The sequence below is a fragment of the Enterobacter cloacae complex sp. 2021EL-01169 genome, from assembly GCF_020733125.1.
Taxonomy (GTDB): Bacteria; Pseudomonadota; Gammaproteobacteria; order Enterobacterales; family Enterobacteriaceae; genus Enterobacter; species Enterobacter roggenkampii.
The window spans coordinates 25,163-51,047 of the sequence record NZ_JAJFTC010000002.1; the positions used below are offsets into that span (position 1 = coordinate 25,163).

At 55.5% G+C, this 25,885-nt stretch carries 25 protein-coding genes; 3 read left to right on the forward strand and 22 right to left on the reverse strand.

Translation table 11 applies throughout. The features are described from left to right. Positions 1–6 precede the first annotated feature (6 nt). The 16 genes from LLF79_RS06420 to yceD all read right to left on the reverse strand — a co-directional run bounded on the left by LLF79_RS06420 (position 7) and on the right by yceD (position 13,315). The gene (locus tag LLF79_RS06420) at positions 7–381 is read right to left on the reverse strand and encodes a YcfL family protein (protein WP_008500785.1); all 375 of its coding nucleotides are present in this window, start codon (positions 379–381) and stop codon (positions 7–9) included. A 1-nt stretch (position 382) separates the two neighbouring features. After that, the gene (gene hinT, locus LLF79_RS06425) at positions 383–742 is read right to left on the reverse strand and encodes a purine nucleoside phosphoramidase (RefSeq protein ID WP_008500786.1); all 360 of its coding nucleotides are present in this window, start codon (positions 740–742) and stop codon (positions 383–385) included. A 246-nt stretch (positions 743–988) separates the two neighbouring features. Continuing rightward, positions 989–2,422: a PTS glucose transporter subunit IIBC gene (ptsG, locus tag LLF79_RS06430; RefSeq protein ID WP_008500788.1), complete on the reverse strand. Its 1,434-nt coding sequence runs from the start codon at positions 2,420–2,422 to the stop codon at positions 989–991. A 297-nt stretch (positions 2,423–2,719) separates the two neighbouring features. Further along, positions 2,720–3,514 (reverse strand): metal-dependent hydrolase, encoded by a 795-nt coding sequence (locus tag LLF79_RS06435; protein WP_008500789.1) that lies wholly within the window; start codon positions 3,512–3,514, stop codon positions 2,720–2,722. A gap of 10 nt (positions 3,515–3,524) precedes the next feature. Then, complete coding sequence (gene holB, locus LLF79_RS06440) at positions 3,525–4,529, reverse strand: DNA polymerase III subunit delta' (protein ID WP_008500790.1); 1,005 nt, start codon at positions 4,527–4,529, stop codon at positions 3,525–3,527. Further along, a complete protein-coding gene (gene tmk / locus LLF79_RS06445) occupies positions 4,526–5,167 on the reverse strand; it encodes a dTMP kinase (RefSeq protein ID WP_008500791.1) in 642 nt (213 codons plus the stop codon). The genes holB and tmk overlap by 4 nt, the downstream gene beginning before the upstream one ends. After that, complete coding sequence (yceG, locus tag LLF79_RS06450; RefSeq protein WP_025911808.1) at positions 5,157–6,179, reverse strand: cell division protein YceG; 1,023 nt, start codon at positions 6,177–6,179, stop codon at positions 5,157–5,159. The genes tmk and yceG overlap by 11 nt, the downstream gene beginning before the upstream one ends. Positions 6,180–6,181: 2 nt before the next feature. After that, on the reverse strand, positions 6,182–6,991 hold the full coding sequence (pabC, locus tag LLF79_RS06455; protein WP_045352899.1) for an aminodeoxychorismate lyase: 810 nt from the start codon (positions 6,989–6,991) through the stop codon (positions 6,182–6,184). A gap of 121 nt (positions 6,992–7,112) precedes the next feature. Next, entirely contained in the window at positions 7,113–8,354 is a 1,242-nt protein-coding gene (gene fabF / locus LLF79_RS06460) for a beta-ketoacyl-ACP synthase II (RefSeq protein WP_008500794.1), read from the reverse strand. A gap of 91 nt (positions 8,355–8,445) precedes the next feature. After that, positions 8,446–8,682: an acyl carrier protein gene (gene acpP, locus LLF79_RS06465; protein ID WP_003857954.1), complete on the reverse strand. Its 237-nt coding sequence runs from the start codon at positions 8,680–8,682 to the stop codon at positions 8,446–8,448. Positions 8,683–8,836: 154 nt separating this feature from the next. Next, positions 8,837–9,571: a 3-oxoacyl-ACP reductase FabG gene (gene fabG / locus LLF79_RS06470; RefSeq protein ID WP_008500795.1), complete on the reverse strand. Its 735-nt coding sequence runs from the start codon at positions 9,569–9,571 to the stop codon at positions 8,837–8,839. Positions 9,572–9,583: 12 nt separating this feature from the next. Continuing rightward, positions 9,584–10,513, reverse strand: coding sequence for an ACP S-malonyltransferase (gene fabD, locus LLF79_RS06475; RefSeq protein WP_008500796.1), 930 nt, complete (start codon positions 10,511–10,513; stop codon positions 9,584–9,586). 15 nt (positions 10,514–10,528) lie between these two features. Continuing rightward, positions 10,529–11,482 (reverse strand): beta-ketoacyl-ACP synthase III, encoded by a 954-nt coding sequence (locus tag LLF79_RS06480; protein ID WP_008500797.1) that lies wholly within the window; start codon positions 11,480–11,482, stop codon positions 10,529–10,531. A 6-nt stretch (positions 11,483–11,488) separates the two neighbouring features. Next, positions 11,489–12,523 carry a phosphate acyltransferase PlsX gene (gene plsX, locus LLF79_RS06485; RefSeq protein ID WP_021240758.1) on the reverse strand — a complete coding sequence of 345 codons (1,035 nt, stop codon included), beginning with the start codon at positions 12,521–12,523 and terminating at the stop codon, positions 11,489–11,491. Positions 12,524–12,603: 80 nt separating this feature from the next. Further along, positions 12,604–12,777: a 50S ribosomal protein L32 gene (gene rpmF, locus LLF79_RS06490; protein WP_003857964.1), complete on the reverse strand. Its 174-nt coding sequence runs from the start codon at positions 12,775–12,777 to the stop codon at positions 12,604–12,606. A gap of 16 nt (positions 12,778–12,793) precedes the next feature. Beyond that, positions 12,794–13,315 carry a 23S rRNA accumulation protein YceD gene (yceD, locus tag LLF79_RS06495; protein WP_014883375.1) on the reverse strand — a complete coding sequence of 174 codons (522 nt, stop codon included), beginning with the start codon at positions 13,313–13,315 and terminating at the stop codon, positions 12,794–12,796. 140 nt (positions 13,316–13,455) lie between these two features. Here yceD and LLF79_RS06500 point away from each other — a divergent pair, with 140 nt between their 5' ends. After that, positions 13,456–14,040: a nucleoside triphosphate pyrophosphatase gene (locus LLF79_RS06500; protein WP_032676812.1), complete on the forward strand. Its 585-nt coding sequence runs from the start codon at positions 13,456–13,458 to the stop codon at positions 14,038–14,040. A gap of 76 nt (positions 14,041–14,116) precedes the next feature. Here the strand turns inward: LLF79_RS06500 and rluC are convergent, their stop codons facing one another. Beyond that, the gene (rluC, locus tag LLF79_RS06505) at positions 14,117–15,064 is read right to left on the reverse strand and encodes a 23S rRNA pseudouridine(955/2504/2580) synthase RluC (RefSeq protein WP_227879285.1); all 948 of its coding nucleotides are present in this window, start codon (positions 15,062–15,064) and stop codon (positions 14,117–14,119) included. Positions 15,065–15,636: 572 nt separating this feature from the next. On the opposite strand from rluC, the gene rne reads away from it, so the two are divergent. Further along, entirely contained in the window at positions 15,637–18,756 is a 3,120-nt protein-coding gene (gene rne, locus LLF79_RS06510) for a ribonuclease E (protein WP_227879286.1), read from the forward strand. 46 nt (positions 18,757–18,802) lie between these two features. On the opposite strand, the gene LLF79_RS06515 is transcribed toward rne, so the two are convergent. Next, complete coding sequence (locus LLF79_RS06515) at positions 18,803–19,705, reverse strand: LysR family transcriptional regulator (RefSeq protein WP_375542341.1); 903 nt, start codon at positions 19,703–19,705, stop codon at positions 18,803–18,805. A gap of 145 nt (positions 19,706–19,850) precedes the next feature. Between LLF79_RS06515 and LLF79_RS06520 the strand changes: the two genes are divergently transcribed. Then, entirely contained in the window at positions 19,851–21,065 is a 1,215-nt protein-coding gene (locus LLF79_RS06520) for an MFS transporter (RefSeq protein ID WP_227879288.1), read from the forward strand. 75 nt (positions 21,066–21,140) lie between these two features. Here the strand turns inward: LLF79_RS06520 and flgL are convergent, their stop codons facing one another. The 4 genes from flgL to LLF79_RS06540 all read right to left on the reverse strand — a co-directional run bounded on the left by flgL (position 21,141) and on the right by LLF79_RS06540 (position 25,875). Next, positions 21,141–22,094: a flagellar hook-associated protein FlgL gene (flgL, locus tag LLF79_RS06525; protein WP_023618175.1), complete on the reverse strand. Its 954-nt coding sequence runs from the start codon at positions 22,092–22,094 to the stop codon at positions 21,141–21,143. A 14-nt stretch (positions 22,095–22,108) separates the two neighbouring features. After that, positions 22,109–23,749: a flagellar hook-associated protein FlgK gene (flgK, locus tag LLF79_RS06530; RefSeq protein ID WP_032651317.1), complete on the reverse strand. Its 1,641-nt coding sequence runs from the start codon at positions 23,747–23,749 to the stop codon at positions 22,109–22,111. A gap of 75 nt (positions 23,750–23,824) precedes the next feature. Then, positions 23,825–24,778, reverse strand: a complete 954-nt coding sequence (gene flgJ / locus LLF79_RS06535) for a flagellar assembly peptidoglycan hydrolase FlgJ (RefSeq protein WP_032651315.1) — start codon at positions 24,776–24,778, stop codon at positions 23,825–23,827. Then, entirely contained in the window at positions 24,778–25,875 is a 1,098-nt protein-coding gene (locus LLF79_RS06540) for a flagellar basal body P-ring protein FlgI (protein ID WP_213373908.1), read from the reverse strand. The genes flgJ and LLF79_RS06540 overlap by 1 nt, the downstream gene beginning before the upstream one ends. Positions 25,876–25,885: the final 10 nt, after the last annotated feature.

The window sequence follows — 25,885 nt, forward strand, 5'->3', positions numbered from 1 at the left end:
CACCCCTTAGAGATAAAGATAAAGTCTCACCTTATGCGCACCCAGATAGTTGGCGCTGCCATAGAGCGTTACCGACGATCTGGCCGGAATGGTGACGCTGCGCGGCGCCTCCAGCGGATGCATTTCAAGACCTCTTACGTCATACCAGAAAAAACGGTAGTGGACCGTCACGGGTTCATGTCTTTCATTAAAGAGCGTAGAGGAGGCAGAGGAATTGATTTCACTGATGGTCAGCACGGGTTGTTGCGCCGTGATGCCCGCGGCAAGCACGGAGGATTCCATCACCAGCGTCTGTTCATCATTCACGGGGATCGCCGGGCGCGAGCTGCACCCCACAATCATCATCGTCAATACCAGCGCTGCAATACGCCCTTTACGCATATCAAAGACCTTTATGTGCCAGCATCGGCCCCAGAGGACGTCCACCCAGCAGATGCATGTGAATATGATAAACTTCCTGACCACCATGACGGTTGCAGTTCATGATCAGACGGTAACCGTCTTCTGCAATGCCTTCCTGTTCAGCGATTTTCGCGGCCACCGTCAGCATACGACCTAACGCCACTTCATGCTCGGTTTTTACGTCGTTTACGGTCGGAATCAGAATATTGGGAATGATAAGGACGTGCGTCGGGGCCTGAGGGGAAATATCCCGGAAAGCCGTTACCAGTTCATCCTGATAGACGATATCCGACGGGATTTCGCGACGGATAATTTTACTGAAAATCGTTTCTTCAGCCATGACCTTTTCCTTTTTTGTTTAATCTGGCGCGAGCAATTGCTGTTAACACACGCTCTGGTTGAGTGCGTGACACAATTCAAGAGTATGAGCGAGTTTCTCCTGTCCTTTCAACCTCCTCCCTCGATTTCTTTCCTGAATGTTCATCAGCTGAACGAAGAGTGACCGTTAAAGCGTGCTGCTGCATTTTTTTAAGACAGAAATAAAAAAGGCAGCCATTCGGCTGCCTTAGTCTCCCCAGGTCACAGCTTAGTTGTTGCGGATGTATTCATCCATTTCGGTTTTCAGGTTATCGGATTTCGTACCGAAAATTGCCTGTACACCAGAACCTGCAACAACCACGCCCGCTGCGCCCAGTTTTTTCAGACCCGGCTGGTCTACTTTCGCGACGTCGGCAACGCTCACACGCAGACGAGTGATGCACGCGTCCAGGTTAGTGATGTTCTCTTTACCGCCGAAGGCGGCAACCAGTGCCGGAGCCATTTCGCTGGTCGCGCCCGCTTTGCTGTCTTCTGTCGCATCTTCACGGCCTGGGGTTTTCAGGTCCAGTGCTTTAATCAGCACGCGGAAGATGGTGTAGTAAACAACGGCGTAGCACGCACCCACGATTGGGAACAGCCACAGTTTGCTGCTGTTACCGGACAGAACGATGAAGTCGATCAGACCGTGAGAGAAGGACGTACCGTCACGCATACCCAGCAGAATACAGATTGGGAACGCCAGGCCCGCCAGAATCGCGTGGATAACGTACAGGATCGGCGCAACGAACATGAAGGAGAACTCGATCGGCTCGGTGATACCGGTCAGGAACGAGGTCAGCGCTGCGGAGATCATGATACCGCCCACTTTTGCACGGTTCTCTGGCTTAGCAGAGTGCCAGATAGCAATCGCCGCTGCTGGAAGACCGTACATTTTGAACAGGAAGCCACCAGACAGTTTACCTGCAGTTGGGTCACCCGCCATGTAACGTGGGATATCGCCGTGGAATACCTGGCCTGCTGCGTTGGTGAATTCACCAATCTGCATCTGGAATGGAACGTTCCAGATGTGGTGCAGACCGAATGGCACCAGGCAACGCTCGATGAAGCCGTAGATACCAAACGCCACAACCGGGTTCTGGTAAGCAGCCCACTGAGAGAAGGTCTGGATAGCGGAGCCGATTGGTGGCCAGATGAAGGACAGGATCACGCCAGTGAAAATCGCTGCCAGACCAGAGATGATCGGAACGAAACGCTTGCCCGCGAAGAAGCCCAGGTACTCAGGCAGCTTGATGCGATAGAAGCGGTTGAACATGTACGCTGCAATCGCACCGGAAATGATACCGCCCAGAACACCGGTGTCCGCCAGGTGTTTCGCGGCGATCTCTTCTGCCGGTAAATGCAGAACCAGCGGCGCAACCACAGCCATGGTTTTCACCATGATGCCGTAAGCAACCACTGCAGCCAGCGCAGATACGCCGTCGTTATTGGTGAAGCCCAGAGCCACACCGATCGCGAAGATCAGTGGCATGTTAGCAAAGACAGAACCGCCTGCTTCGGCCATCACATGGGACACTACGGCTGGCAGCCAGCTGAAGTTAGCAGAACCGACACCCAGCAGGATACCTGCGATAGGCAGTACGGATACTGGCAGCATCAGCGATTTACCGACCTTTTGCAGGTTAGCAAATGCATTCTTAAACATAATTGAGAGTGCTCCTGAGTATTTGTGCTTTTTTTACGCTTTCACGCATTGGCCCGGGGGGAGTACCGTGCCGTGGACAGGACATCTAAGCGCCCTTTATTTATTACACAGAGTAAAATAATTCCCTCTGAGTTTGTTTGACGGCTATCACGTTTCAGCTTAAGGCGGTCGAAAAACTTTCAGTTATTTACAAAAAGCATGTCCGGATGTGTCTAAAAACACCCTCACCGCCCCAAATGAGGCGGTGAACTTTACTCGTTTTATTTATTAATTACGAGCCTAAAAAAAACAGGTGTATCAGACAGATTGCAGGCGGGCGGGGTCGATATGGAACAGCGTTGAGAAGTTTTCCGTCGTCACGCGGGCCAGCTCTTCGATGCTGACGCCCTTCAGTACGGCCATGTACTCAGCCACGTCTCGCGTCATCGCCGGTTGGTTCTCTTTACCGCGATGCGGTACCGGGGCCAGATACGGAGAGTCTGTCTCCACCAGAATGCGATCGAGCGGAACATAACGCGCGGCATCCCGGAGCTGCTCAGCGTTACGGAACGTCACGATCCCGGAAAACGAAATATAAAACCCTAAATCAAGCAGTTTACCCGCCGTTTCTCTGTCTTCTGTGAAACAGTGTAGTACGCCACCGCAATCCGTCACGTTTTCTTCCCGAAGGATCGCCAGGGTGTCGGCACGCGCATCGCGGGTATGCACAATGACCGGCTTGTTCAGTTCGCGGCCAATGCGGATATGATGGCGGAAGGACTCCTGCTGCCGCGGTTTCGTTTCCGGCGTGTAAAAATAGTCCAGGCCGGTCTCCCCCATCGCCACCACGCCCTCTTCTGCTGCCAGTCGGCGCAGTTCCTCAACGTCATACGCCTCGTCCTGATTCAGCGGATGCACGCCGCAGGAGAACACCACGTTGTCGCGAACGCCCACCAGCTCACGCATGGTGCGATAACCCGGCAGCGTCGTCGCCACCGCAAGGCAGAATTTCACATCGCGGGCAGCGGCTTTTTCCAGCACGTCATCCACGTTTTTATGCAGGGATTGATAATCCAGGCCATCAAGATGGCAGTGTGAGTCGACTAAAAACATAATGTCTCTCTCAGAGATGGGAAACTGGCGGTGTGACGCCGGGTTGCAGGTAATGTTCAATACGCAGTAACTGGTCGGTCAGTAAAAGCTCGCGATTAAGCCCCGTCACGGTTAAAAGCTGTTCGCGGCTCTGGCAAACTTCATGAAGCATCGCGTGAAGAATCGCGCCGGAGAGGCGGTTCGCCAGCGTACTCACCAGTGGCCACGCGTCAGGGTTAGTCAGCAGCGTTGCCCCTTGCTGAATTTTAAGGGCATCCAGCAGCAACGCGGCCAGCCAGTGCAGACGCTCAACGGCACTATCGCTGTTAAGTGTCGGGAGTAAGCTTAGCCAGTCGTTGTTATTCAGCGCCGCTTCAACGGCCCGGCAGAGCGCTTCTCGCTGTGACCAGACGTCAGGTTGCAGCAAGGCCAGCGCCGCCGCGGGCGCGCCGCTACTCAGGCGCAAGGCGGACAGCGCACTTTCTGGTGACGTTGTCACCTCTCGCTCCAGCCAGCTCAGCGCCCATGATTCCTGAGGCACCGCAAGGTGATGAAGACGGCAGCGGCTGCGCAACGTCGCCAGCAATCGTCCCGGATCGCGGCACGAGAGGAAAAACCACGTTTTTTCCGGCGGCTCTTCAAGAGTCTTAAGCAGGGCGTTAGCCGCCGCCTCGGTCAGCAGGGTGGCGTCTTTGAGCAAGACGACCTTAGCGCCACCCAGACGCGCATGTTCGTACAATTTTTCACTGACCTCACGCACGGCATCAATACCCAGCGCGCTCTTGCCCTTCTCAGGCTCAAGGGTGTAGTAGTCAGGATGTGTGCCCGCCTGCATCAGCTGGCAGCCGCGGCACTTACCACAGCTTTTGTGCCCTTCCGGCTGCTGGCACATCAGAAAACGGGTGAGGGCATAAATTAACGCCTCATCCCCCATCCCTGGCAATGCCTGAATCAGTAACGCATGATGCCCCCGCCCCGCCTGATAGCTGCCGATCAGCTGCTCAAAGTGCGGACGCAACCATGGATACCATTTCATGCCTGCTGCTCCTGTACCCACTGCGTAACGGTCTGCTGGATGTTGTGCGTGACGTCATCCAGCGACTGCGTCGCATCGATGGTACGAATAGCGCTATCCTGTGCCGCCAGCTCAAGATAGCGCGCACGGGTGCGGTTAAAGAAATCAAAGGACTCTTGTTCAATGCGGTCCAGCTCGCCGCGCGCGCGGGCGCGTTTGAGGCCCACTTCCGGCGTAACATCCAGATAGAGGGTCAGGTCGGGGCGAAAATCACCCAGTACGGCATCGCGCAGCGTTGCCAGCATCGTCTGGTCAATACCGCGTCCCCCGCCCTGGTAGGCCTGAGTCGACAGATCGTGGCGATCGCCGATCACCCATTTACCCTCGGCCAACGCGGGTTTGATCACCGTCTCAACCAGCTGTACGCGCGCCGCGTAGAACATCAACACTTCGGCTTTGTCAGTGATAACTTCGTCGCCAACGGATTTAATATCCAGCACCAGGCTGCGCAGTTTCTCCGCAAGTTGTGTACCGCCCGGCTCGCGGGTGAAGACCATGTCGGCGACGCCAAGCGATTTCAGCGTATCCACCACTACGTTGCGGGCAGTGGTTTTACCCGCCCCTTCGAGTCCCTCAATGACAATGTATTTACTGCGCATTTTTTTCCTTAAGTGCCTTCAGATAGTCCTGAACAGAGCGATTGTGGCTGGCAAGGTTGGTGTTAAAGGTATGCCCCCCTTTTCCATCAGCCACAAAATAGAGATACGGTGTTTTCGCCGGGTGCGCGGCGGCTTTGAGAGAAGCCTCGCTCGGCGTGGCAATCGGGCCAGGCGGTAAACCGCTAATCACGTAGGTATTATACGCCGTTGGCGTTTCCAGATCTTTTCTGGAAATCTTGCCCGTATAGTTCTCTCCCATGCCGTAGATGACGGTAGGGTCGGTTTGCAGGCGCATACCAATGCGCAGACGATTGATAAATACTGACGCCACCCGATCGCGCTCGGCGGCAACGGCGGTCTCTTTCTCGATAATCGAGGCCATGGTAACAAACTGATTTTGATCTTTATAAGGTAAACCATCCATTCGCCCTTCCCAGGCGGCATCCACGGCGGCGACCATTTTTTTGTGCGCACGCTTCAGAATCGCCACATCGGTCGTGCCTGCGGTATACATCCAGGTATCTGGCCAGAACCAGCCTTCCACCCATTCAGGATGCTCAAACTTGAGCACGTCGGCCACCGTCTGGTAGCTGTCGTCCTTCAGGGTATGTTTGATATACGGCGCATCGCGCAGCTGTTTGAGGTAATCGCTCAGGCGCATCCCTTCGACAAAACGCAGCGGGAACTGGGCTTCTTTACCGCTTTCCAGCAGTTGCAGCATCTCTCTGACTGTCATGCCGGGCGTAAAGCGGTAGGTACCGGCCTTGAAGTGAGATAGGTCAGGCTCAATACGCAATAACCACTGGAACACACGAGGACGGTTAATGATTTTATCCCCGTAAAGCTGCTCGCCCAGCGCCATCCGCCCGGTACCGGCTTTCAGGGTAAAAATCGTCTCGTCTTTAATCAAGATTTTACTGTTCGCCAGCTGGCGGACTTTCCATACTCCCGCTCCGCCAGCAATGCCCAGCGCAATAATAAGGAGAAGGACAAAACGCAACATTTTCTTCATGACTATCTGGTTTGCTCACATATCGGGGCTAAAAACTGGAACAGCTCGCGCGAAGACCAGCGTTGTTGGTCATACGCACGGACGGCGATAACAGGCATCAACGCATTGCAGATCACAACTTCATCGGCGGACAGCAGCGCCTCTTCCTTCGCGTTTACTTCGACAACGCGAAAGCCTGCATGTGCCAGCTGTTGCAAACAAAACTGGCGCATGATGCCGTTAACGCCAGCCTGCGCCAGCGAAGGGGTGAAGACCTCACGGCCCTTCCGCCAGAGTAAATTAGCCGCACAGCATTCCGTAATGAACCCTTCGCTGTCAAGGACTAGCGCCTCATCGGCGTCCGTCTGTTCAAGATGAGTACGAATAAGCACCTGTTCAAGGCGGTTAAGATGTTTTAGTCCGGCAAGCATCGGGTTTCGCCCCAGCCGCACCGGGCTCAGCGTCAACGTCACGCCCTCTTCACGCCAGCGCGCATAGTGAGCAGGATAAGCTGAAACAGAGAGAATACGTGTTGGATGCTGACAGGCGGCACCGCTGTACCCCCGCCCACCGCTGCCTCGGCTAATGATAACTTTTAAGACACCGCTGGTTTTACCTGACGCCAGCTGACGCATCTCATGTTCAAGAATTTCCCACTGCGTAAAAGGGATCAGTAACGTCTGGCAGGCGTCTTGTAAACGGCGGAGGTGTGCATCAAGCAAGCATACGTCGCCTTCCAGAATACGCGCAGTCGTAAAGCAGCCATCGCCAAACTGCGTCGCCCTGTCGCTTGCTGGCAGCGTGTCTTGCTCAAGGCCATTAATTAAAAACATGGTGGCTCCTTATGCGTGGGCGTTTAGTCTGGCAGGATGCCATGCAACCGACAAGAAGATTAGGCTTAATAAAAAAGGCCCGGCAAGCGGACCTTTTTTTATAGCTTTCGGGCCGTCAGGCTCAGACCTTTTTGAAGATCAGAGAACCATTCGTGCCGCCAAAGCCGAAGGAGTTACACAGGGTGTACTCCATACCGCTAACCTGGCGCGCTTCATGAGGAACGAAGTCCAGATCGCAACCTTCATCCGGGTTATCCAGGTTGATGGTTGGCGGAACAGCCTGATCGCGCAGCGCAAGGATAGAGTAGATGGACTCTACTGCACCCGCAGCACCCAGCAGGTGACCGGTCATAGATTTCGTGGAGCTAACCAGTACGCGGCTGGCAGACTCGCCGAAGATAGACTTCACAGCCTGCGCTTCAGCTTTGTCGCCTGCTGGCGTAGAGGTACCGTGAGCGTTAACGTAGCCAATCTGCGCTGGGGTAATACCCGCATCACGGATCGCGTTTTCCATCGCCAGCGCAGCACCCGCACCGTTCTCCGGAGGAGAGGTCATGTGATAAGCATCGCTGCTCATACCAAAGCCAACGACTTCAGCATAAATTTTCGCACCGCGTTTTTTCGCATGTTCGTACTCTTCCAGCACGAGCATACCTGCGCCGTCACCCAACACGAAACCATCGCGGTCTTTATCCCACGGACGGCTCGCCGCCTGAGGATTATCGTTACGGGTAGAAAGCGCACGCGCTGCACCAAAGCCACCAACACCCAATGGGGTACTGGCTTTTTCAGCACCGCCCGCAACCATAGCATCTGCATCGCCGTACGCAATGATACGCGCGGCCTGGCCGATGTTATGCACGCCAGACGTACACGCGGTAGCGATAGAAATGCTTGGCCCACGCAGGCCGAACATAATGGTCAGGTGACCTGCCACCATGTTAACAATCGTGGACGGAACGAAGAACGGGCTGATCTTACGCGGTCCGCCATTCATCAGCGATGTATGGTTTTCCTCGATCAGGCCAAGACCGCCAATCCCGGAGCCGATAGCAGCGCCGATACGGGTTGCGTTCTCTTCCGTAATCTCAAGGCCAGAATCCTGCATGGCCTGAACGCCAGCGACAATTCCATATTGAATGAAGGCATCCATCTTGCGCTGTTCTTTGCGCGAGATGATCTCTTCACAGTTAAAATCCTTTACTAAGCCAGCAAATTTCGTTGCATAGGCGCTAGTATCGAAATGGTCGATTAGGCTGATGCCGCTCTGACCGGCAAGGAGAGCTTTCCAGGTGGACTCTACGGTATTGCCGACAGGAGACAACATGCCAAGTCCGGTCACAACTACACGACGCTTAGACACGTTTGTCCTCCAGGGAGGGATAAAAAAAGAGATTCGTGGGACTAAAAAAGATAAAACTCAGGCGGTCGAATGACCGCCTGGAGATGTTCACTTACGCCTGGTGGCCGTTGATGTAATCAATGGCAGCCTGAACGGTGGTGATTTTCTCAGCTTCTTCGTCCGGAATCTCAGTATCAAACTCTTCTTCCAGAGCCATTACCAGCTCAACGGTGTCAAGAGAATCTGCGCCCAGGTCTTCAACGAAGGAAGCGGAGTTCACAACTTCTTCCTGCTTAACGCCCAGCTGTTCGCCGATAATTTTCTTAACGCGTTCTTCGATAGTGCTCATACTCTTAAATTTCCTATCAAAACTCGCTTTCGCGATGGTTTTCGTAGTGTATAAAATGTTGAAAAATTTGCAACTAAATCCCGGCAGGTCTTACCACGATTTTACGTTATTTTGAGGCCATTTGCCCTAATAACGCAAATATTTTCGATCGTGATTAAACCATGTACATCCCGCCGTTGACGTGGAGGGTCTCACCAGTGATGTAACCCGCTTCGTCAGAGGCTAAAAATGCAACCGCACTGGCGATTTCTTTAGGATCGCCAAGACGACCCGCCGGAACTGCCGCCAGTGTACCCGCACGCTGCTCATCGGTCAGCGCACGCGTCATGTCCGTTTCAATAAAGCCCGGAGCAACAACGTTTACAGTAATCCCGCGGGACGCGACTTCACGCGCCAGCGATTTACTGAAACCGATCAGACCTGCTTTCGCCGCAGCGTAGTTAGCCTGACCAGCATTTCCCATGGTACCAACCACAGAACCAACAGTGATAATACGACCATGACGCTTTTTCATCATAGCGCGCATTACCGCTTTTGACAGACGGAATACAGATGACAGGTTGGTTTCGATAATATCGTTCCACTCGTCATCTTTCATTCGCATCAGCAGGTTGTCGCGAGTGATCCCGGCATTATTGACCAGAATATCCACTTCACCAAACTCTGCGCGAATATTTTCCAGAACAGATTCGATAGATGCTGGTTCGGTCACATTCAGTACCAGACCTTTACCGTTCGCACCCAGATACTCGCTGATGGCCTGCGCGCCATTCTCGCTGGTTGCTGTACCAATCACCTTCGCGCCGCGCGCAACCAGTGTTTCAGCAATTGCACGCCCGATACCGCGGCTTGCGCCAGTCACCAGGGCGATTTTTCCTTCAAAACTCATGGTATTCCTCTTTTATTGCGAGAGTGCCGCTGACATCGCTTCCGGCTCGTTAATCGCCGAGGCTGTCAGGGTGTCAACAATACGTTTCGTCAGACCGGTGAGGACTTTCCCTGGGCCGACTTCATACAGATGCTCAACGCCCTGAGCGGCCATAAACTCAACGGTTTTGGTCCACTGTACCGGGCTGTAGAGCTGGCGAACCAGTGCGTCGCGGATAGCTTCCGGCGCGGTTTCGCATTTCACATCGACGTTGTTCACAACGGCAATCGTCGGTGCGTTAAACGTAATTTTTTCCAGCTCAACCGCCAGTTTCTCGGCGGCTGGCTTCATTAACGCACAGTGGGACGGCACGCTGACCGGCAGCGGCAGCGCGCGTTTCGCGCCAGCAGCTTTACAGGCAGCACCGGCACGCTCAACCGCTTCTTTATGACCAGCGATAACCACCTGGCCCGGCGAGTTGAAGTTAACCGGTGAAACCACCTGCCCTTCAGCAGATTCTTCACACGCTTTTGCAATCGCAGCATCATCCAGACCGATGATAGCAGACATGCCACCTGTGCCTTCTGGCACCGCTTCCTGCATGAATTTACCGCGCAGTTCCACCAGACGTACGGCGTCAGCAAACGCGATCACACCGGCACAGACCAGCGCTGAGTATTCACCCAGACTATGGCCCGCGAGCAGCGCTGGCGCTTTACCGCCCTGCTGCTGCCAGACACGCCACAGCGCAACGGACGCTGTCAGCAGCGCTGGCTGTGTCTGCCAGGTTTTGTTCAGTTCTTCGGCCGGGCCCTGCTGGGTCAGCGCCCATAAATCATAACCCAGTGCATCAGAAGCTTCACGGAAAGTCTCTTCAATGACCGGATAGTGTGCTGCCATTTCAGACAACATCCCAACGGTTTGAGAGCCCTGCCCCGGGAACACAAAAGCAAATTGCGTCATTTTTTATTCCTTATCCTAGAAACGAACCAGCGCGGAACCCCAGGTGAACCCGCCACCGAAGGCTTCAAGCAAGACCAGCTGGCCCCGTTTGATTCGCCCGTCGCGTACCGCTTCATCAAATGCGCACGGTACTGACGCCGCAGAGGTGTTGCCGTGGCGATCCAGCGTCACCACAACGTTATCCATCGACATGCCCAGCTTTTTCGCGGTCGCGCTGATGATACGCAGGTTCGCCTGATGCGGCACCAGCCAGTCGAGCGCGGAGCGCTCAAGGTTATTCGCTTCCAGCGTTTCATCAACAATGTGCGCAAGCTCAGTCACCGCCACCTTGAACACCTCGTTCCCTGCCATGGTCAGGTAAATCGAGTTGTCCGGATTAACGCGATCGGCGTTAGGCAGGGTCAAAAGCTCACCGTAGCTGCCATCAGCATGCAGATGCGTAGAGATGATACCCGGCTCTTCGGACTGCCCCAGCAGCACCGCGCCCGCACCATCACCAAAAATAATGATCGTTCCGCGATCGGTTGGATCGCAGGTACGCGCCAGCACGTCAGCACCGATCACCAGCGCATATTTGACGGCTCCGGACTTCACGTACTGATCGGCAACGCTCAGCGCATAGGTAAAACCTGCGCACGCAGCGGCAACGTCAAACGCCGGGCAACCTTTAATGCCGAGCATATTCTGCACCTGGCATGCCGCGCTTGGGAAAGCATGCGTGGCAGACGTCGTGGCCACCACGATCAAACCGATCTGTTCTTTATCAATGCCCGCCATCTCGATAGCACGCTGTGCGGCTTCGTAACCCATGGTGGACACGGTTTCGTCTGGCGCGGCGATACGACGTTCACGGATACCTGTGCGCGTGACAATCCACTCGTCAGACGTATCTACCATTTTTTCCAGATCGGCGTTGGTACGCACTTGTTTTGGCAGGTAGCTGCCGGTACCTAAAATCTTCGTATACATGTACGCTCAGTCACTTTTAGCTAATACAGATTCCAGGCGAGCGGCAATCCGCTGAGGGACTTGTCGCTGCACCGCCTGCACTGCCTGTTCAATGGCGACAGAAAATGCTCGCTGATTGGCGGCGCCATGACTCTTAATCACGATGCCGCGCAATCCTAACAGACAGGCGCCATTATACTGGTCGGGGTTGAGGTGACTGAATCGCCGCGTCAGGCTCTTTTGTAACCAACGCTTCAATAAAATCAGCCACCAGGCGCTTTTTTTGCCCTCTCCCTGTGATTTCAGCAGAGAAAGAAACATCCGCACGACCCCTTCCATGGTCTTCAACGTTACGTTTCCGGTGAAGCCATCGCAGACCAGAACATCCGTTTTACCCGTCAACAACTCATTGGCTTCGAGATAACCAATATAGTTGATGGAGGGAACCTGTTTGAGCAATTCAGCTGCTTCGCGAATGCTGTCCAGGCCTTTGGTCTCTTCTTCACCAATGTTCAGTAACGCAACACGGGGAGTATTGATCCCGACCACTTCTTCTGCCAGCACCGATCCCATTACGGCAAACTGAGCCAGCATTGTACTATCACAATCGACATTCGCGCCCAAATCGAGCACCACCGTCTTGCCCTTCTGCTGATGCGGCAACACCGTCACCAGCGCCGGGCGCTCAATACCGTCAATCGGTTTGAGCAACAATTTCGCCAGTCCCATCAGCGCGCCGGTATTACCCGCGCTGACGCAAGCCTGGGCTCGTCCTTCTTTCACCAGCTCCAGCGCTATCCGCATCGAGCTGCCGCGGCTATTGCGAATCGCCTGCGAGGGTCGGGCATCACTGGCAATAACTGACTGCGCAGGAATAATCTGCAGACGTGAACGTTGTTCAAAGTCAGCTTTTGCAAGTAATGGCGTGATTGCGTCGGGATTGCCGACTAAAAGAAGAGTGAGTTGCGAATTAGAATTCAGTGCCTGCAATGCTGCAGGCACTGTCACGGAAGGGCCAAAATCTCCCCCCATGACATCTAACGCCAGGGTTAGACGTGTCAAGGTATCGTCGCAGCCTGGTTCGGTAAGTTCCCCGTTTGCACGGGGAGCTCCTCACTAAGCCTAATCACGCTGACGCGTGATTACTTAGTGATAACCTTGCGGCCGCGGTAGAAACCGTCAGCGGTGATGTGGTGACGCAGGTGTTTCTCACCAGAAGTCTTGTCTACAGACAGGCTGGTAACTGCAGTCAGCGCGTCATGGGAACGACGCATGCCACGTTTGGAACGGGTTGGTTTATTCTGTTGTACGGCCATGGACCTTACTCCTCAATTACTTACGCTTTAAGCTGGCTAATACGGCAAATGGGTTTGGTTTTTGCGCTTCATCAGGCAGTTCCCCAAAGACCATGTCCGCCTCGGACACTTCACAGTGTTCAGAATCATGCACCGGAACGACTGGCAAGGTGAGGATGATTTCATCTTCAACCAGAGCCAGAAGATCGATTTCACCGAATTCGTTAACCTCAATCGGCTCATACGCTTCCGGGAGTGCTTCAGCCTGTTCGTCAGAACGAACCGGACTGAAACAATACGTTGTGTGAACATGCTGTACAAACGGTTTCCCGCAACGCTGACACTCGAGCGTTACCGTCACCTTTGCATCACCGGTTAAAACGGCGAGGCGCTGGTTGTCGATAGCGAACGACATGGAGCATTCTACATCACTGTCCACACTGACTACGGATTCGGCAATACGCTCAGCCTGATCGGAAGTATAGATACCTTCGTAATCGAGGCGTTTTTGAGCCGTACGTACCGGATCAAGAGTCAGGGGTAATTTTACCTTTTGCATAGGGCGCGCATATTAACTTTGTAACGTCATAGAGTCAAAGAAAAAGGCAACCAGAGCTGCCTTTTGCCAATTATTCGCACACATTGCGGCCTGTAGTTTAAAATGGCTGGCATCGATACGCTATATCTGGTGATAAAAATATGCCAAATCTCGTCCTTGCTTCCACGTCTCCCTACCGCCGAATGCTGCTGGAAAAGCTTGGGATCCCGTTTGAATGCGCTGCACCAGACGTGGATGAGACGCCACTGCCGGGCGAGTCACCGCGCCATCTGGTGACGCGTCTTGCTAAGGAGAAGGCGCAGTCGCTGGCCGCACGCTATCCTTCGCATTTGATTATAGGCTCGGATCAGGTTTGCGTACTGGACGGCGAAATCACCGGCAAGCCGCATACAGAGGAAAATGCCTGCCAGCAGCTTCTGCGCGCGCGCGGTACTATCGTGACCTTCTATACGGGCCTCGCCCTCTATAACGCCGCGTCAGGCCATCTGCAAACCGAGTGTGAGCCGTTCGACGTACACTTCCGTCATCTCAGCGAGCAGGAGATTATGGATTATGTGCGTCGTGAGCGTCCGCTGAACTGCGCGGGGAGCTTTAAAAGTGAGGGGCTGGGGATTGCGCTGTTCGACAAGCTGGACGGTCGGGATCCGAACACCCTGGTGGGGTTACCGCTGATTGCCTTGTGTCAGATGTTACGGCGAGAAGAGTGTAATCCGCTGACGATGTGACCTTCGCCGGGTGGCGCTGCGCTGACCCGGCCTACAAAACCGTAGGCCCGTGCAAGCGCAGCGCCGCCGGGCAAAATCAGCCGCGCAGAACCTTCAGGCAGCGTTTCAACTGCTCATCCAGCGGCGCTTCAATACGGATGACTTCACCGGTATTTGGGTGGGTAAACTTCAGCGCTGCCGCATGCAGGAACAGACGCGATAGCCCCGTTCCCGCCAGCTGCTTATCAAACTCGCGGTCGCCATAGCGGTCATCAAACGCGATGGGGTGCCCTGCAAACTGCGTATGTACGCGGATCTGGTGGGTACGACCGGTCACCGGACTGCAGCGCACCAGCGTGGCAAACTCATAGCGCTCTTCAACCTTAAAGCGCGTCTCAGACGGTTTCCCTTCCTGGCTGACGCGGACAATACGCTCGCCGCTTTGCAGAATGTTCTTCAGCAGCGGCGCCTGCACCACTTTTACATGGGGCTGCCATTGGCCGCGCACCAGCGCCAGGTAGTCTTTCTGCATCCCTTTTTCACGCAGCTGTTCATGCAGGGAACGCAGCGCAGAACGTTTTTTCGCTACCAGCAGCACGCCAGAGGTGTCACGGTCAAGACGGTGCACCAGCTCAAGGAAACGCGCTTCCGGGCGCAGGGCGCGGAGCCCTTCAATCACACCGAAGCTCAGGCCGCTACCGCCATGGACTGCCGTTCCTGACGGTTTATTCAGCACCAGAATGTGGTCATCTTCGTAAAGGATGACATCGCTCAGGGCCGCCACTTTCTGTAGCTTCGGTGAAACGGTCTCTTCTTCACGCTCTGCCACGCGCACCGGCGGAATACGCACTTCATCCCCCGCCTCGAGTTTGTACTCGGGCTTCACGCGTTTTTTGTTCACCCGCACTTCGCCCTTACGCAGGATGCGGTAAATCATGCTCTTTGGCACCCCTTTCAACTGGGTGCGCAAAAAGTTATCGATACGTTGCCCCGCTTCATCTTCGGCGATGGCAACCATTTTTACGGCTGGAGTCTCTGTTTTCATGGTTGGCGATTCTAAATATCGTCAGCCATTAGCGCCACTCATTTTTCTATGCTTATATTTACTTTTATCCGGCCTGCGCCCCGTTTCACGCAATCGATTTGGTGGTTATTAAACCAATCACCACCTTGAGGTGAAGAAACTGTGAGTAACCGGGTGATAATTGGTAAAAGTCATCTTGCTATAACCCGGCGAGCAGTGGAATAATGAGGTCGTTTTCCGCGTTAAATCCGGGTTTTGTAAGGATGTCGACGGAATGACCAATTTTGTCTGACCGATCATCCACGCAGCAATGGCGTAAGACGTATTGATCTTTCAGGCAGTTAGCGGGCTGCGGGTTGCAGTACTTCCCGGTATAAGGATTGTTCTCTGGAGAGTTCTACCCAGGCAATTCCCCTGATAATTGCGCTGTGTTTCCGTATGAAACACAGGCAACCGACACTCTGCGCCTCTTAAGCGAGCGACAACCGTGAGGTTGGCGACGTGAACAGACACGAGGCCATCGGTTCATACCCCGGAAAGCGTCACCTTGCCCGCAGCTTTGTCGTCAATGTAAGAATAACGAGTAAGTTACGATGAAAAGAATGTTAATCAACGCAACTCAGCAAGAAGAGTTGCGTGTCGCCCTTGTGGATGGGCAGCGCCTGTACGATCTGGATATCGAAAGTCCTGGACACGAACAGAAAAAAGCGAACATTTACAAAGGCAAAATCACCCGCATTGAACCAAGCCTTGAAGCTGCATTTGTCGATTACGGTGCTGAGCGTCATGGTTTCCTCCCTCTGAAAGAAATCGCCCGCGAATATTTCCCTGCAAACTACAACGCCCATGGCCGCCCAAACATCAAAGATGTTCTGCGTGAAGGTCAGGAAGTTATCGTTCAGATTGATAAAGAAGAGCGTGGCAACAAAGGTGCCGCACTGACAACCTTTATCAGCCTGGCGGGGAGCTATCTGGTGCTGATGCCAAACAACCCGCGTGCGGGTGGTATCTCTCGCCGTATCGAAGGTGATGACCGTACCGAGCTGAAAGAAGCGCTGGCAAGCCTTGAACTGCCTGACGGCATGGGGCTTATCGTGCGTACCGCAGGCGTCGGGAAATCCGCCGAAGCGCTGCAGTGGGACCTCAGCTTCCGTCTGAAGCACTGGGAAGCCATCCAGAAAGCAGCGGAAAGCCGCCCTGCTCCGTTCCTGATCCACCAGGAAAGCAACGTGATCGTGCGTGCCTTCCGTGACTACCTGCGTCAGGACATCGGTGAGATTCTGATCGATAACCCGAAAGTGCTTGAGCTGGCGCGCCAGCACATCGCCGCGCTGGGCCGTCCGGATTTCACCAGCAAAATTAAGCTGTATACCGGTGAAATCCCGCTGTTCAGCCACTATCAGATCGAATCCCAGATTGAGTCCGCCTTCCAGCGTGAAGTGCGTCTGCCATCCGGCGGTTCTATCGTTATCGATACCACTGAAGCGCTGACCGCTATCGACATCAACTCCGCGCGTGCAACCCGCGGCGGCGACATCGAAGAGACCGCCTTCAACACCAACCTTGAAGCCGCTGATGAAATCGCCCGCCAGCTCCGCCTGCGCGACCTGGGTGGTCTGATTGTTATCGACTTCATCGACATGACCCCTGTTCGTCACCAGCGTGCGGTAGAAAACCGTCTGCGCGAAGCGGTGCGTCAGGATCGTGCGCGTATTCAGATTAGCCATATCTCACGCTTTGGCCTGCTGGAGATGTCCCGTCAGCGTCTGAGCCCATCGCTGGGTGAGTCCAGCCATCACGTCTGCCCACGCTGCTCCGGCACCGGTACCGTGCGTGATAACGAATCGCTGTCCCTCTCTATCCTGCGTCTGATTGAAGAAGAAGCGCTGAAAGAGAATACCAAAGAGGTTCACGCGATTGTGCCTGTGCCAATTGCGTCCTACCTGTTGAACGAAAAACGTGCTGCGGTCAGTGCCATTGAAGCACGTCAGGGTGGTGTTCGCTGCATCATCGTGCCAAACGATCAGATGGAAACCCCGCACTACCACGTGCTGCGTGTCCGTAAAGGCGAAGAGACGTCAACGCTCAGCTACCTGCTGCCGAAGCTGCACGAAGAAGAGATGGCCCTGCCATCTGATGACGAGCCAGCAGAGCGTAAGCTGCCAGAGCAGCCTGCGTTAGCGACCTTCATCATGCCAGAAGCCCCACCGGAAGCCGCCCTGGAAAAACCAGCGGCCAAACCTGCGGCGCAGAAACCAGAAGCGACGGCAGCGAAAGCACAGCCAGCGCAGCCGGGTCTGCTGAGCCGCTTCTTCGGCGCGCTGAAGAAGATGTTTGCCGGTGAGGAAGTTCAGCCAGAGCAGCCGAAAGAAGAGCCAAAAGCGGCCAAGCCTGAACGTCAGCAGGACCGCCGTAAGCGTCAGAACAACCGCCGCGACCGTAATGACCGTAGCGATCGTAATGAGCGCAACGAGCGTCGTGACAACCGTGACAACCGCTCTGACAATAACGAAGGCCGTGAGCAACGCGAAGACAACCGTCGCAACCGTCGCGAGAAACAGCAGCAGAATGTTGAAGATCGTGAAATTCGCCAGCAGGCGGGCGATGAGTCTGAGAAGAGCAAACAGCGTGACGACCAGCAGCCGCGCCGTGAACGCAACCGTCGCCGTAACGACGAGAAACGTCAGGCACAGCAGGAAGTCAAAAACCTGAACCGCGAAGAGCCTGTTGAACAGCAGGACGGCGAGCAGGAAGAACGTACTCAGGTCATGCCGCGCCGTAAGCAGCGCCAGCTTGCTCAGAAAGTCCGCTTCGCCTCTGAAGCAACCGAAGAGACAGCAAACGTTGCGGTTGAAACTCGCGAGAGCGCAACCGGTACGCAGCTGGCAAAAGTTGACCTGCCAGCGGTCGTTGATAACAACATTGAGCAGGATGAAAACGGTGAAAACCGTGATAACGCCGGTATGCCGCGCCGTTCACGTCGTTCCCCACGTCATCTGCGCGTCAGCGGTCAGCGCCGTCGTCGCTATCGTGACGAGCGGTACCCGACTCAGTCTCCAATGCCGCTGACCGTTGCCTGTGCTTCACCAGAAATGGCTTCCGGCAAAGTCTGGATCCGCTACCCTGTTGCTCGCCCGGAGCAGGTTGTTGAAGAACAGCCGGTAACGGAAGAGGTCATTGCACCTGTAGCAGCGGTAGAAGAGGTCGTGACTGAAACGGCAACCGTGGTTGAACCTCAGGTTGTTGAAACTGAAGCACCTCAGGCCGCGGACGTCGAAACCACGCATCCGGAAGTGATTGCCGCGCCGGTTGATGCCGCACCGCAGCTTATTGCTGAAGAAGATGTCGTGGTGGCTGAGGAAATCGCTGAAGAGGCTGAACCTGTAGCCGCGGTAGAAGAAGCCGCTGAAACCCTCGTCGAAACCACCGCTGAAGAGGTCGTTCAGGATGTTGAGATTCAGGTTGAACCGGTTGTTGAAGAGCCGAAAGAGCCAGAAGTGAAGCCTGAGCCGGTTGTTTCTGCGCCAGCCGCTGCCCACGTGGCAACAGCACCGATGACCCGCGCCCCGGCGCCGGATTACGTGCCTGAAGCGCCGCGTCACAGCGACTGGGTTCGCCCGGCCTTCAGCTTCGAAGGTAAAGGCGCAGCCGGTGGTCACAGTGCAACGCATCAGGCGACTGCACCGGCAACGCGTCCACAGTCTGTCGAATAACGACAAACGACACTGAAGTAAAAAGCCGACCCTTGGGTCGGCTTTTTTATGGCTGCTGAACAGGCTTTCTCATCCCGGTCACCTCCGGCATGACCTGCCGCATCAACTCCAGAAATCGCCGCAAGCGTGCCGGATAATAACGGGACCAGGGATAAACCAGATGTACCGGTAGCGCCGCGGGCTGCCACTCGGGCAGCAAATGCACCAGCCGCCCTTCCCGAATATCGTCCTGTACCGTCCAGCTGGATACCACGGCCACGCCAAGGCCGGTAAGTGCCGTATTGCGTGCGACATACAGGCTGTCGGTGCTGAGCCGTGGCGTAATAGCAATCCGCGCGGTGGCGGACGCGGCATCGTGAAAAAGCTCCACGTGGCGCTGGTAGAAAGAGCTGATGGCTATCCAGGGAAACTGCTGCAAATCCTCCGGCGTATTCACCGCCGGGAAGCGGGCCAGCAGTGCCGGAGAAGCCACCACCGAGCGCGGCACCTCCGCCAGCAGTACGGATACGGTTGCCGGATCGACCTCCACGCCCACCCGAATAGCACAGTCAAGGTTGTCGCCGAGGAAATCCGCCGACCGATCGTTGAGCATCCACTCAATCGAAAGCTGCGGATAGCGTTGCAAAAATTCGGTTACGGGTTTCAGAAGCTGATCCTGACCAAACGCGTGCGGCGCCCGCACCCGCAGCACGCCTACAGGCTCATCTTCCGTCTGCCCCACCTCATCCTCCAGCGCCAGCCAGCTGTCAATCACCCGACGGGCGTGCTGATAGCAGCGCTCGCCGTCATCCGTTAGCCGCGTCGTGTGGGTGGTACGCAACAACAGGCGCACGCCCAGCATGGTTTCAAGCGACTGCAGCCGTCGGCTTACCGTGGCCTGGGTCGTTGCCAGCTGCCGCGCCGCCGCAGAGAGCGAACCCGCCTCAACAATGCGGACAAACGTCCGCATTAGCTCAACCCTGTCTATACGCTCAGCTCTTTTCATCGCATTTTCACTTATACGTTCAACGTATAAGCGTTTTACCACCGGGCCCGCTACCGTCGCAAGGCGTGCTGATAAAAAATAGCCGCACACGATGAATGAGGAACAAATTATGAACACAACAACGACTTCCCATGCTGTAAGCCGCTGGGTGATCTTTATGCTGGCTCTGGGGGCTGGCTTCAGCGTGGCATCAATCTATTACGCGCAGCCCCTGCTGCCGCTGATGGGTGCCGACCTGCATTTGAGTATTGAAGGTATGGGCCTGGTGCCAACATTAACGCAGGCAGGCTACGCGCTTGGCATCCTGTTCCTGCTTCCTCTGGGCGATCGCCACGACCGCAGGACGTTAATTTTGATCAAAAGCGCGGCGCTGGCGCTGTTTCTTCTCGGCTGTAGCCGGACCGGGCAGATCCACTCTCTGCTGCTGGCAAGCCTGCTTATCGGCATGGCCGCCACCATGGCACAGGATATCGTCCCTGCCGCGGCCATTCTTGCGCCGGAAGGCAAACAGGGGAAAACCGTGGGCACGGTAATGACCGGGCTGCTGATGGGTATCTTATTATCAAGAACCGTAAGCGGCGTAGTGGGCGAAGCGTTTGGCTGGCGCGTCATGTACCAGCTGGCAGCGGCGAGCATTGCGTTCATCGGGGTAATGATGTGGTTTGTACTTCCCCGTTTTGCCATTCACTCCACGCTGAGCTACCCCGCGCTGATGCGCTCGATGGAACACCTGTGGCGTCGCTACCCGGCGCTGCGCCGCGCGGCGCTGGCTCAGGGTTTCCTGTCGATTGCCTTTAGCGCCTTCTGGTCAACGCTTGCGGTCATGCTGCTGGAACGCTATCACCTGGGTAGTGCCGTCGCAGGTGGTTTTGGTATTGCCGGTGCCGCGGGTGCGTTAGCTGCCCCACTGGCGGGGGGTCTGGCGGACAAACTGGGGGCAGGAAAAGTCACGCAGCTTGGTGCCGTTCTTGTGACCGTCTCTTTCGCCCTGATGTTCCTGATGCCCGCGCTGGGCGTTCATGGACAGCTGATGCTGATCGCCATCTCTGCCGTCGGGTTCGACCTGGGCCTGCAGTCCAGCCTGGTCGCCCATCAGAACCTGGTGTACAGCCTTGAACCGCAGGCGCGTGGTCGTCTCAACGCCCTGCTCTTTACGGTCGTCTTTATCGGGATGGCGCTGGGGTCCGCGTTAGGCAGCAATATCTACTCGCTGGCTGGCTGGACGGGTGTGGTCGCACTGGCCACCGTCTGTGGCGTCATTGCGCTGGTCATCCGTCTGATAGAAAGCGCGCGTGTCGCCTCAGTAACGGCAGAAGTCGCATAAAAAAAATGCCCAATCCAGACGGATTGGGCAGCAAAACATGCCCAGTTTCAAGACATGTTCTAAGAGGTCAAGATGTTATTTGTTCAGCTGGAACAGAGACATGCCCTGCATATCGCTAAACGCTTTATAAGACGCCTGCAAGGCCGCCTGCTGCATGGTGTAAGAGGAAATCGCTTCGTTCCAGTCGACATCAACCAGGTCGCTCATCTGCTTGGTCTGGCCCAGCGCGCGGTCATTACCCAGCGTATCGAGTTTTTCCAGCTCGTTCATCTTGGTGCCCACATCCGCAACGACTGTCAGAATATTGTTCTCGGTGTTCTGAATACCGATTTGCGCATTTGCAATCACCTGGTTCTGGACTGCAGCTGCAGCCGGATCGTTCTCAATCGGCGTCTTCAGCGCAGCGACGGCAGAATCCAGGATTTTGAACATGTTTGTCTCGCCATAACCACCACCCGGCAATTGCTCCGCATTACTGGTAATGCTTTCGAAAATCTGCTGGCCGGTATGACTAATCGCCATATTTCGCGCCGTATCAACCTGCTGGGTGATGGCTTCAGCGCCGCCCCTGTACTCGCCGGTTACGGAATCAAACGGTGCGCTCTCGGTTTTGTATCCCGCAAAGATAAAGCGACCATTACCGTCCGTCGTGTTGGCCAGGTTCATAAGCTGATCGCGGATCCCCTGAATATCGGTCGCCAGAGCAAGACGATCGTCATCGTTTAGTGTGCCGTTTGACGCGTAGACCAGTTTCTCCCGCACGCTTGAGATCGCGCTATTCACCTGTGCCAATACGTTATCTTCCAGTGAGACCTTTTGCGTGGCAAAGGTTCGCGCCAGAGCAAATTGGCTGTTTTGTGACTGAGATTGTGACAAAACAATAGCCTGCGAAGCCGCGATCGGATCATCGGACGGACGATTGACGCGCTTGCCGGTGGACATTTGTTCACCATAACTCAGCCATCTGCTTTGGGAGTCGGTGATCCCACGCATGTTCTGCTCATACATCATCTGGGTGCTAATACGCATTGTTCACCTCAACCTTAACGGATGTTGATAATTGCATCGAAGAGCGTACTGGCAGTCTGGAGAACCTGGGCGTTTGCCAGGTAATACTGCTGATAACGCTGCAAATTGCCATACTCTTCGTCGAGGTTTACCCCAGAGATGGTCTGCTGCTGTCTGATCAGCTGCGTTTCTACATCGGCTTTCGTCTGGCTGCTTACTTTCAGTGAGGCCGTAGAACTCCCGACAGTACTTACCAGCGAGGCATACGCATCGTTGAAGCTTTTGTTCCCGCCTACCACTTTGCTGTTTTGCAATTCGAGCATTTTCTGGCCATTGCGGTTGTCGCTCTCACCGCCGGTCTGCACGGACGCCATCGCCAGTTTGGACTCGTCGCTGATCGCCAGATCCATGTTCATGATGACGTCGGAAACCGGCTTCACGGTAAAGCTGTCTTTGGTATTTGCCGTGCCGCTCACGTTGACGTTAAGACCATCAAACGACAGGTTGCCGCTGGCATCCGGGCTCATCGTAAAGCTGGTTTTGTCTGATGTACGGGTGATCGTCCAGTCAGTGCCGTTGAACTGCAGCTTATAGTCTGTCGCCTGGACCTGTTTGCTGTCCGCCACAGAGGCCGTAACAACCGCCGACCCGCCGTTCTTGCTGTTGGACAGCACCGCCGGAGAACCAAAGTTGAACAGCTTACCGCCCGCATCACCGTTAGCGTCAAAGCCGGCTTCATGCTGCGTGTTCATCGAATCGGCAAAGGCCAGCGCCATCTGGTTCAGGGTGTTACGAGCTTTATCCAGATCTTCCGTGCGGAAGGTCAGTAAACCACCCAAAGAACCGGTGGTGATCATCTTTTCCGGGATCTCTACGTTCCCGGCCACGTCATCGACATAGGCCACGGTGGTACGGGACGGATCGGCGCTGGACTTCACGGCCGCCAGCTGGTTAGCTTTGCTGCCCTGCACCAGGCTGTAACCGTTGCCGAAAGAGATGTTATACGTGCCGCTATCCTGCACAGACACTTCCACGCCGACGATTTTGTTCAGCTCAGTGACGAGCTGATCGCGCTGGTCAAGCAGATCGTTAGGCGATGCGCCCGCACCGACGCCGGTCAGACGGGAAATCTGATCGTTCAGGTTGGCAATCTGTTTGGCATAGTTGTTGATCTGAGAAACGCTGGTGCTAATCGCGGTGTTCACCTGCGTATCCTGGTCACGAAGATACTGATCGTTGGTTTTGAACTGATTGACCAGACCGCCCGCTTTACCCAGCACCGTCTGACGCGCCGCCGGATCTTCCGCGTTGCTCACCAGCGTTTGCAGGCTTTTGAAAAAGTCCTGCAGCGTGGTGGAGAGCGAGTTGGTGGTATCGGAGAGCACATCGTCGATTTTTGACATCTGCTGATAGCGCGTCGTCAGGCCGCTGCTCTGCGTCTGCGCGGCGCGCAGCTGATTGGTGATGAAGGCGTCATACTCACGCTGGACACCGGAGACATACACCCCGTTACCCACCCAGCCACCGCCGGTCAGCGTGCTGTTAGATGCGCCCAGCACCGTGGTCTGGCGGGTATAGCCTGCCACGTTATAGCTTGAAATATTATTACTGACGGTATTGAGTGCCGACTGCGCGGCACTGAGGCCACTCATGGCGCTGTTAATCAAACTGGACATGGGGGTTCCTTTTATACGTTCAGACACGAGTCCTGATGAAGGTTATCGGCAACCTCCACCGGGACTTGAGAACTTTCAGAACAGATTTTCAATATCTGTGCTATAGGCTTTGCTGACCTTCTCGCCCATGGATTTCAGCTGCTGGATCATGCTGGTGAGCTTACGCGCATAGTTCGGGTCGGTCGCGTAGCCCGCGTTTTGCAGCGCCTGAGCGCCCTGCTCCGCCGTCGCCGCCTGCGTCACGGCGGTATAGCGCGGATTTCGTCTCAGCAGGCCAACATAATCGGACAAGGCTTCCAGATACGAGCTGTAGACGCGGAATTTGGCTTTGACCTTCACCGCCGCACCGTTCTCGTATTCGGTGGTTGTGATCTCCGTGGTTGGCCCCTTCCAGCTGGAGGTGGCTTTCACGCCGAAGATGTTGAAGCTCGGTTCGCCGTTTTCCTTGCGGATCTGGCGCTGACCCCAGCCCGACTCCAGCGCGGCCTGCGCCAGAATCAGGTGATGCGGCACGCCGCTCTGTTCGCTGGCAAGGCGCGCAGGCAGAGAAAGCTGCGCCAGGAAGTCTTTGCTGTCACCGGAGAGCGGCTCATCGCCGCTGCCCGTGGCTTTCGGCATGGCTTTACGCACCATTTGCGTCAGAGCCTGGTTCTGATAGCTGGTCACCGTTTCCAGGTCGAACTTCATCGGTACCTGCTGCGGCTGATCCTGAGGCTGAATGCCCTGCGCGGCTTCGGTCTGCTTGACAATCATGTCAGCCAGACCGAGGCCTTTCCCGGCGGTCATCTGCTGCGCAATCTGCTGGTCATACATGCTGGTGTAGAGACGCGTTGAATCGCTGCTGAACATCCCGTCTTTCGGCAGGGTTTCGCGCATGCTCTTCAGCATCATCTGTACAAACATTCCTTCCACCTGGCGGGCGACCGGGCGGATATTCGCCGCCGGGTCTTTGCCTGCTTTGGTTTTCAGTTCGTTGAGCGACTGGGCGTCCCAGGCTGCACTGGTCAACAGTTTGCTATCGGTCAGCATTAGATGATTTCCAGTTTGGCGCGCAGGCAGCCCGCGCTTTGCATCGATTGCAGAATGGACATCAGATCCATCGGCGTTGCGCCCAGGGCGTTCAGGGCGCGCACCACGCTGTTCAGGTTGGCGCTTGATCGCACGCTCTGTAAAGACCCACCGCTCTGACGTAAATCAATCTGCGTTTGCGGGGTTACCACCGTCTGACCACCGCCAAACGGCGTGTCCGGCTGGCTGACGTTAGCGGAGCGGTTCACCGTCACCGACAGGTTCCCCTGCGCCACGGCACAGCTGTCGAGCGACACTTCCCGGTTCATCACCACCGAGCCGGTACGGGAGTTGATGATCACCTTCGCATCCTGGACCGGAACGTTCACTTCCATATTCTGGATATCGGCCAGCATGCGCACCTGGTTGCTGCTGCCGGTGGAGGTACGGATCTGCACGGTACGCGCATCGAGTGCCGTGGCATTACCGTAGCCGCGGCTGCGGTTGATGGTATCGGCAATCTGCTGCGCCATCGTGAAGTCTTCATTATTGAGCTGCAGGTTAATGGTGTTGCCCGCGCCAAACTGGGTCGGCAGTTCACGCTCAATGATCGCCCCGTTGGTAATCCGTCCGCCGTTGAGCTGGTTCACCTGCACGCTGCTTCCGCCTGCGGATGCACCCGCACCGCCGACCAGAATGTTCCCCTGCGCCAGCGCATAAACCTGGCTGTCGACGCCTTTCAGCGGAGTCATCAGCAGCGTACCGCCGCGCAGGCTTTTGGCGTTACCCATTGAGGAGACTACCACGTCAATGGTCTGTCCCTGACGCGCAAACGCCGGGTAGGACGCGGTGACCATTACTGCCGCCACGTTTTTCAGCTGCATGTTAGTTCCCGCCGGCACGGTAATGCCGAGCTGGGAAAGCATGTTGTTCAGACTTTGGGTGGTAAAGGGGGTCTGGGTCGTCTGGTCACCGGTACCGTCCAGCCCCACCACCAGGCCATAGCCAATCAGCGAGTTTTCACGCACGCCCTGAACGCTGGTGAGATCGCGAATACGGTCAGCATGGGCAAACGTTGCCACCAGCGCGAGCGCCACGGCGAAGATCGATTTAAACATGGGTCACCTC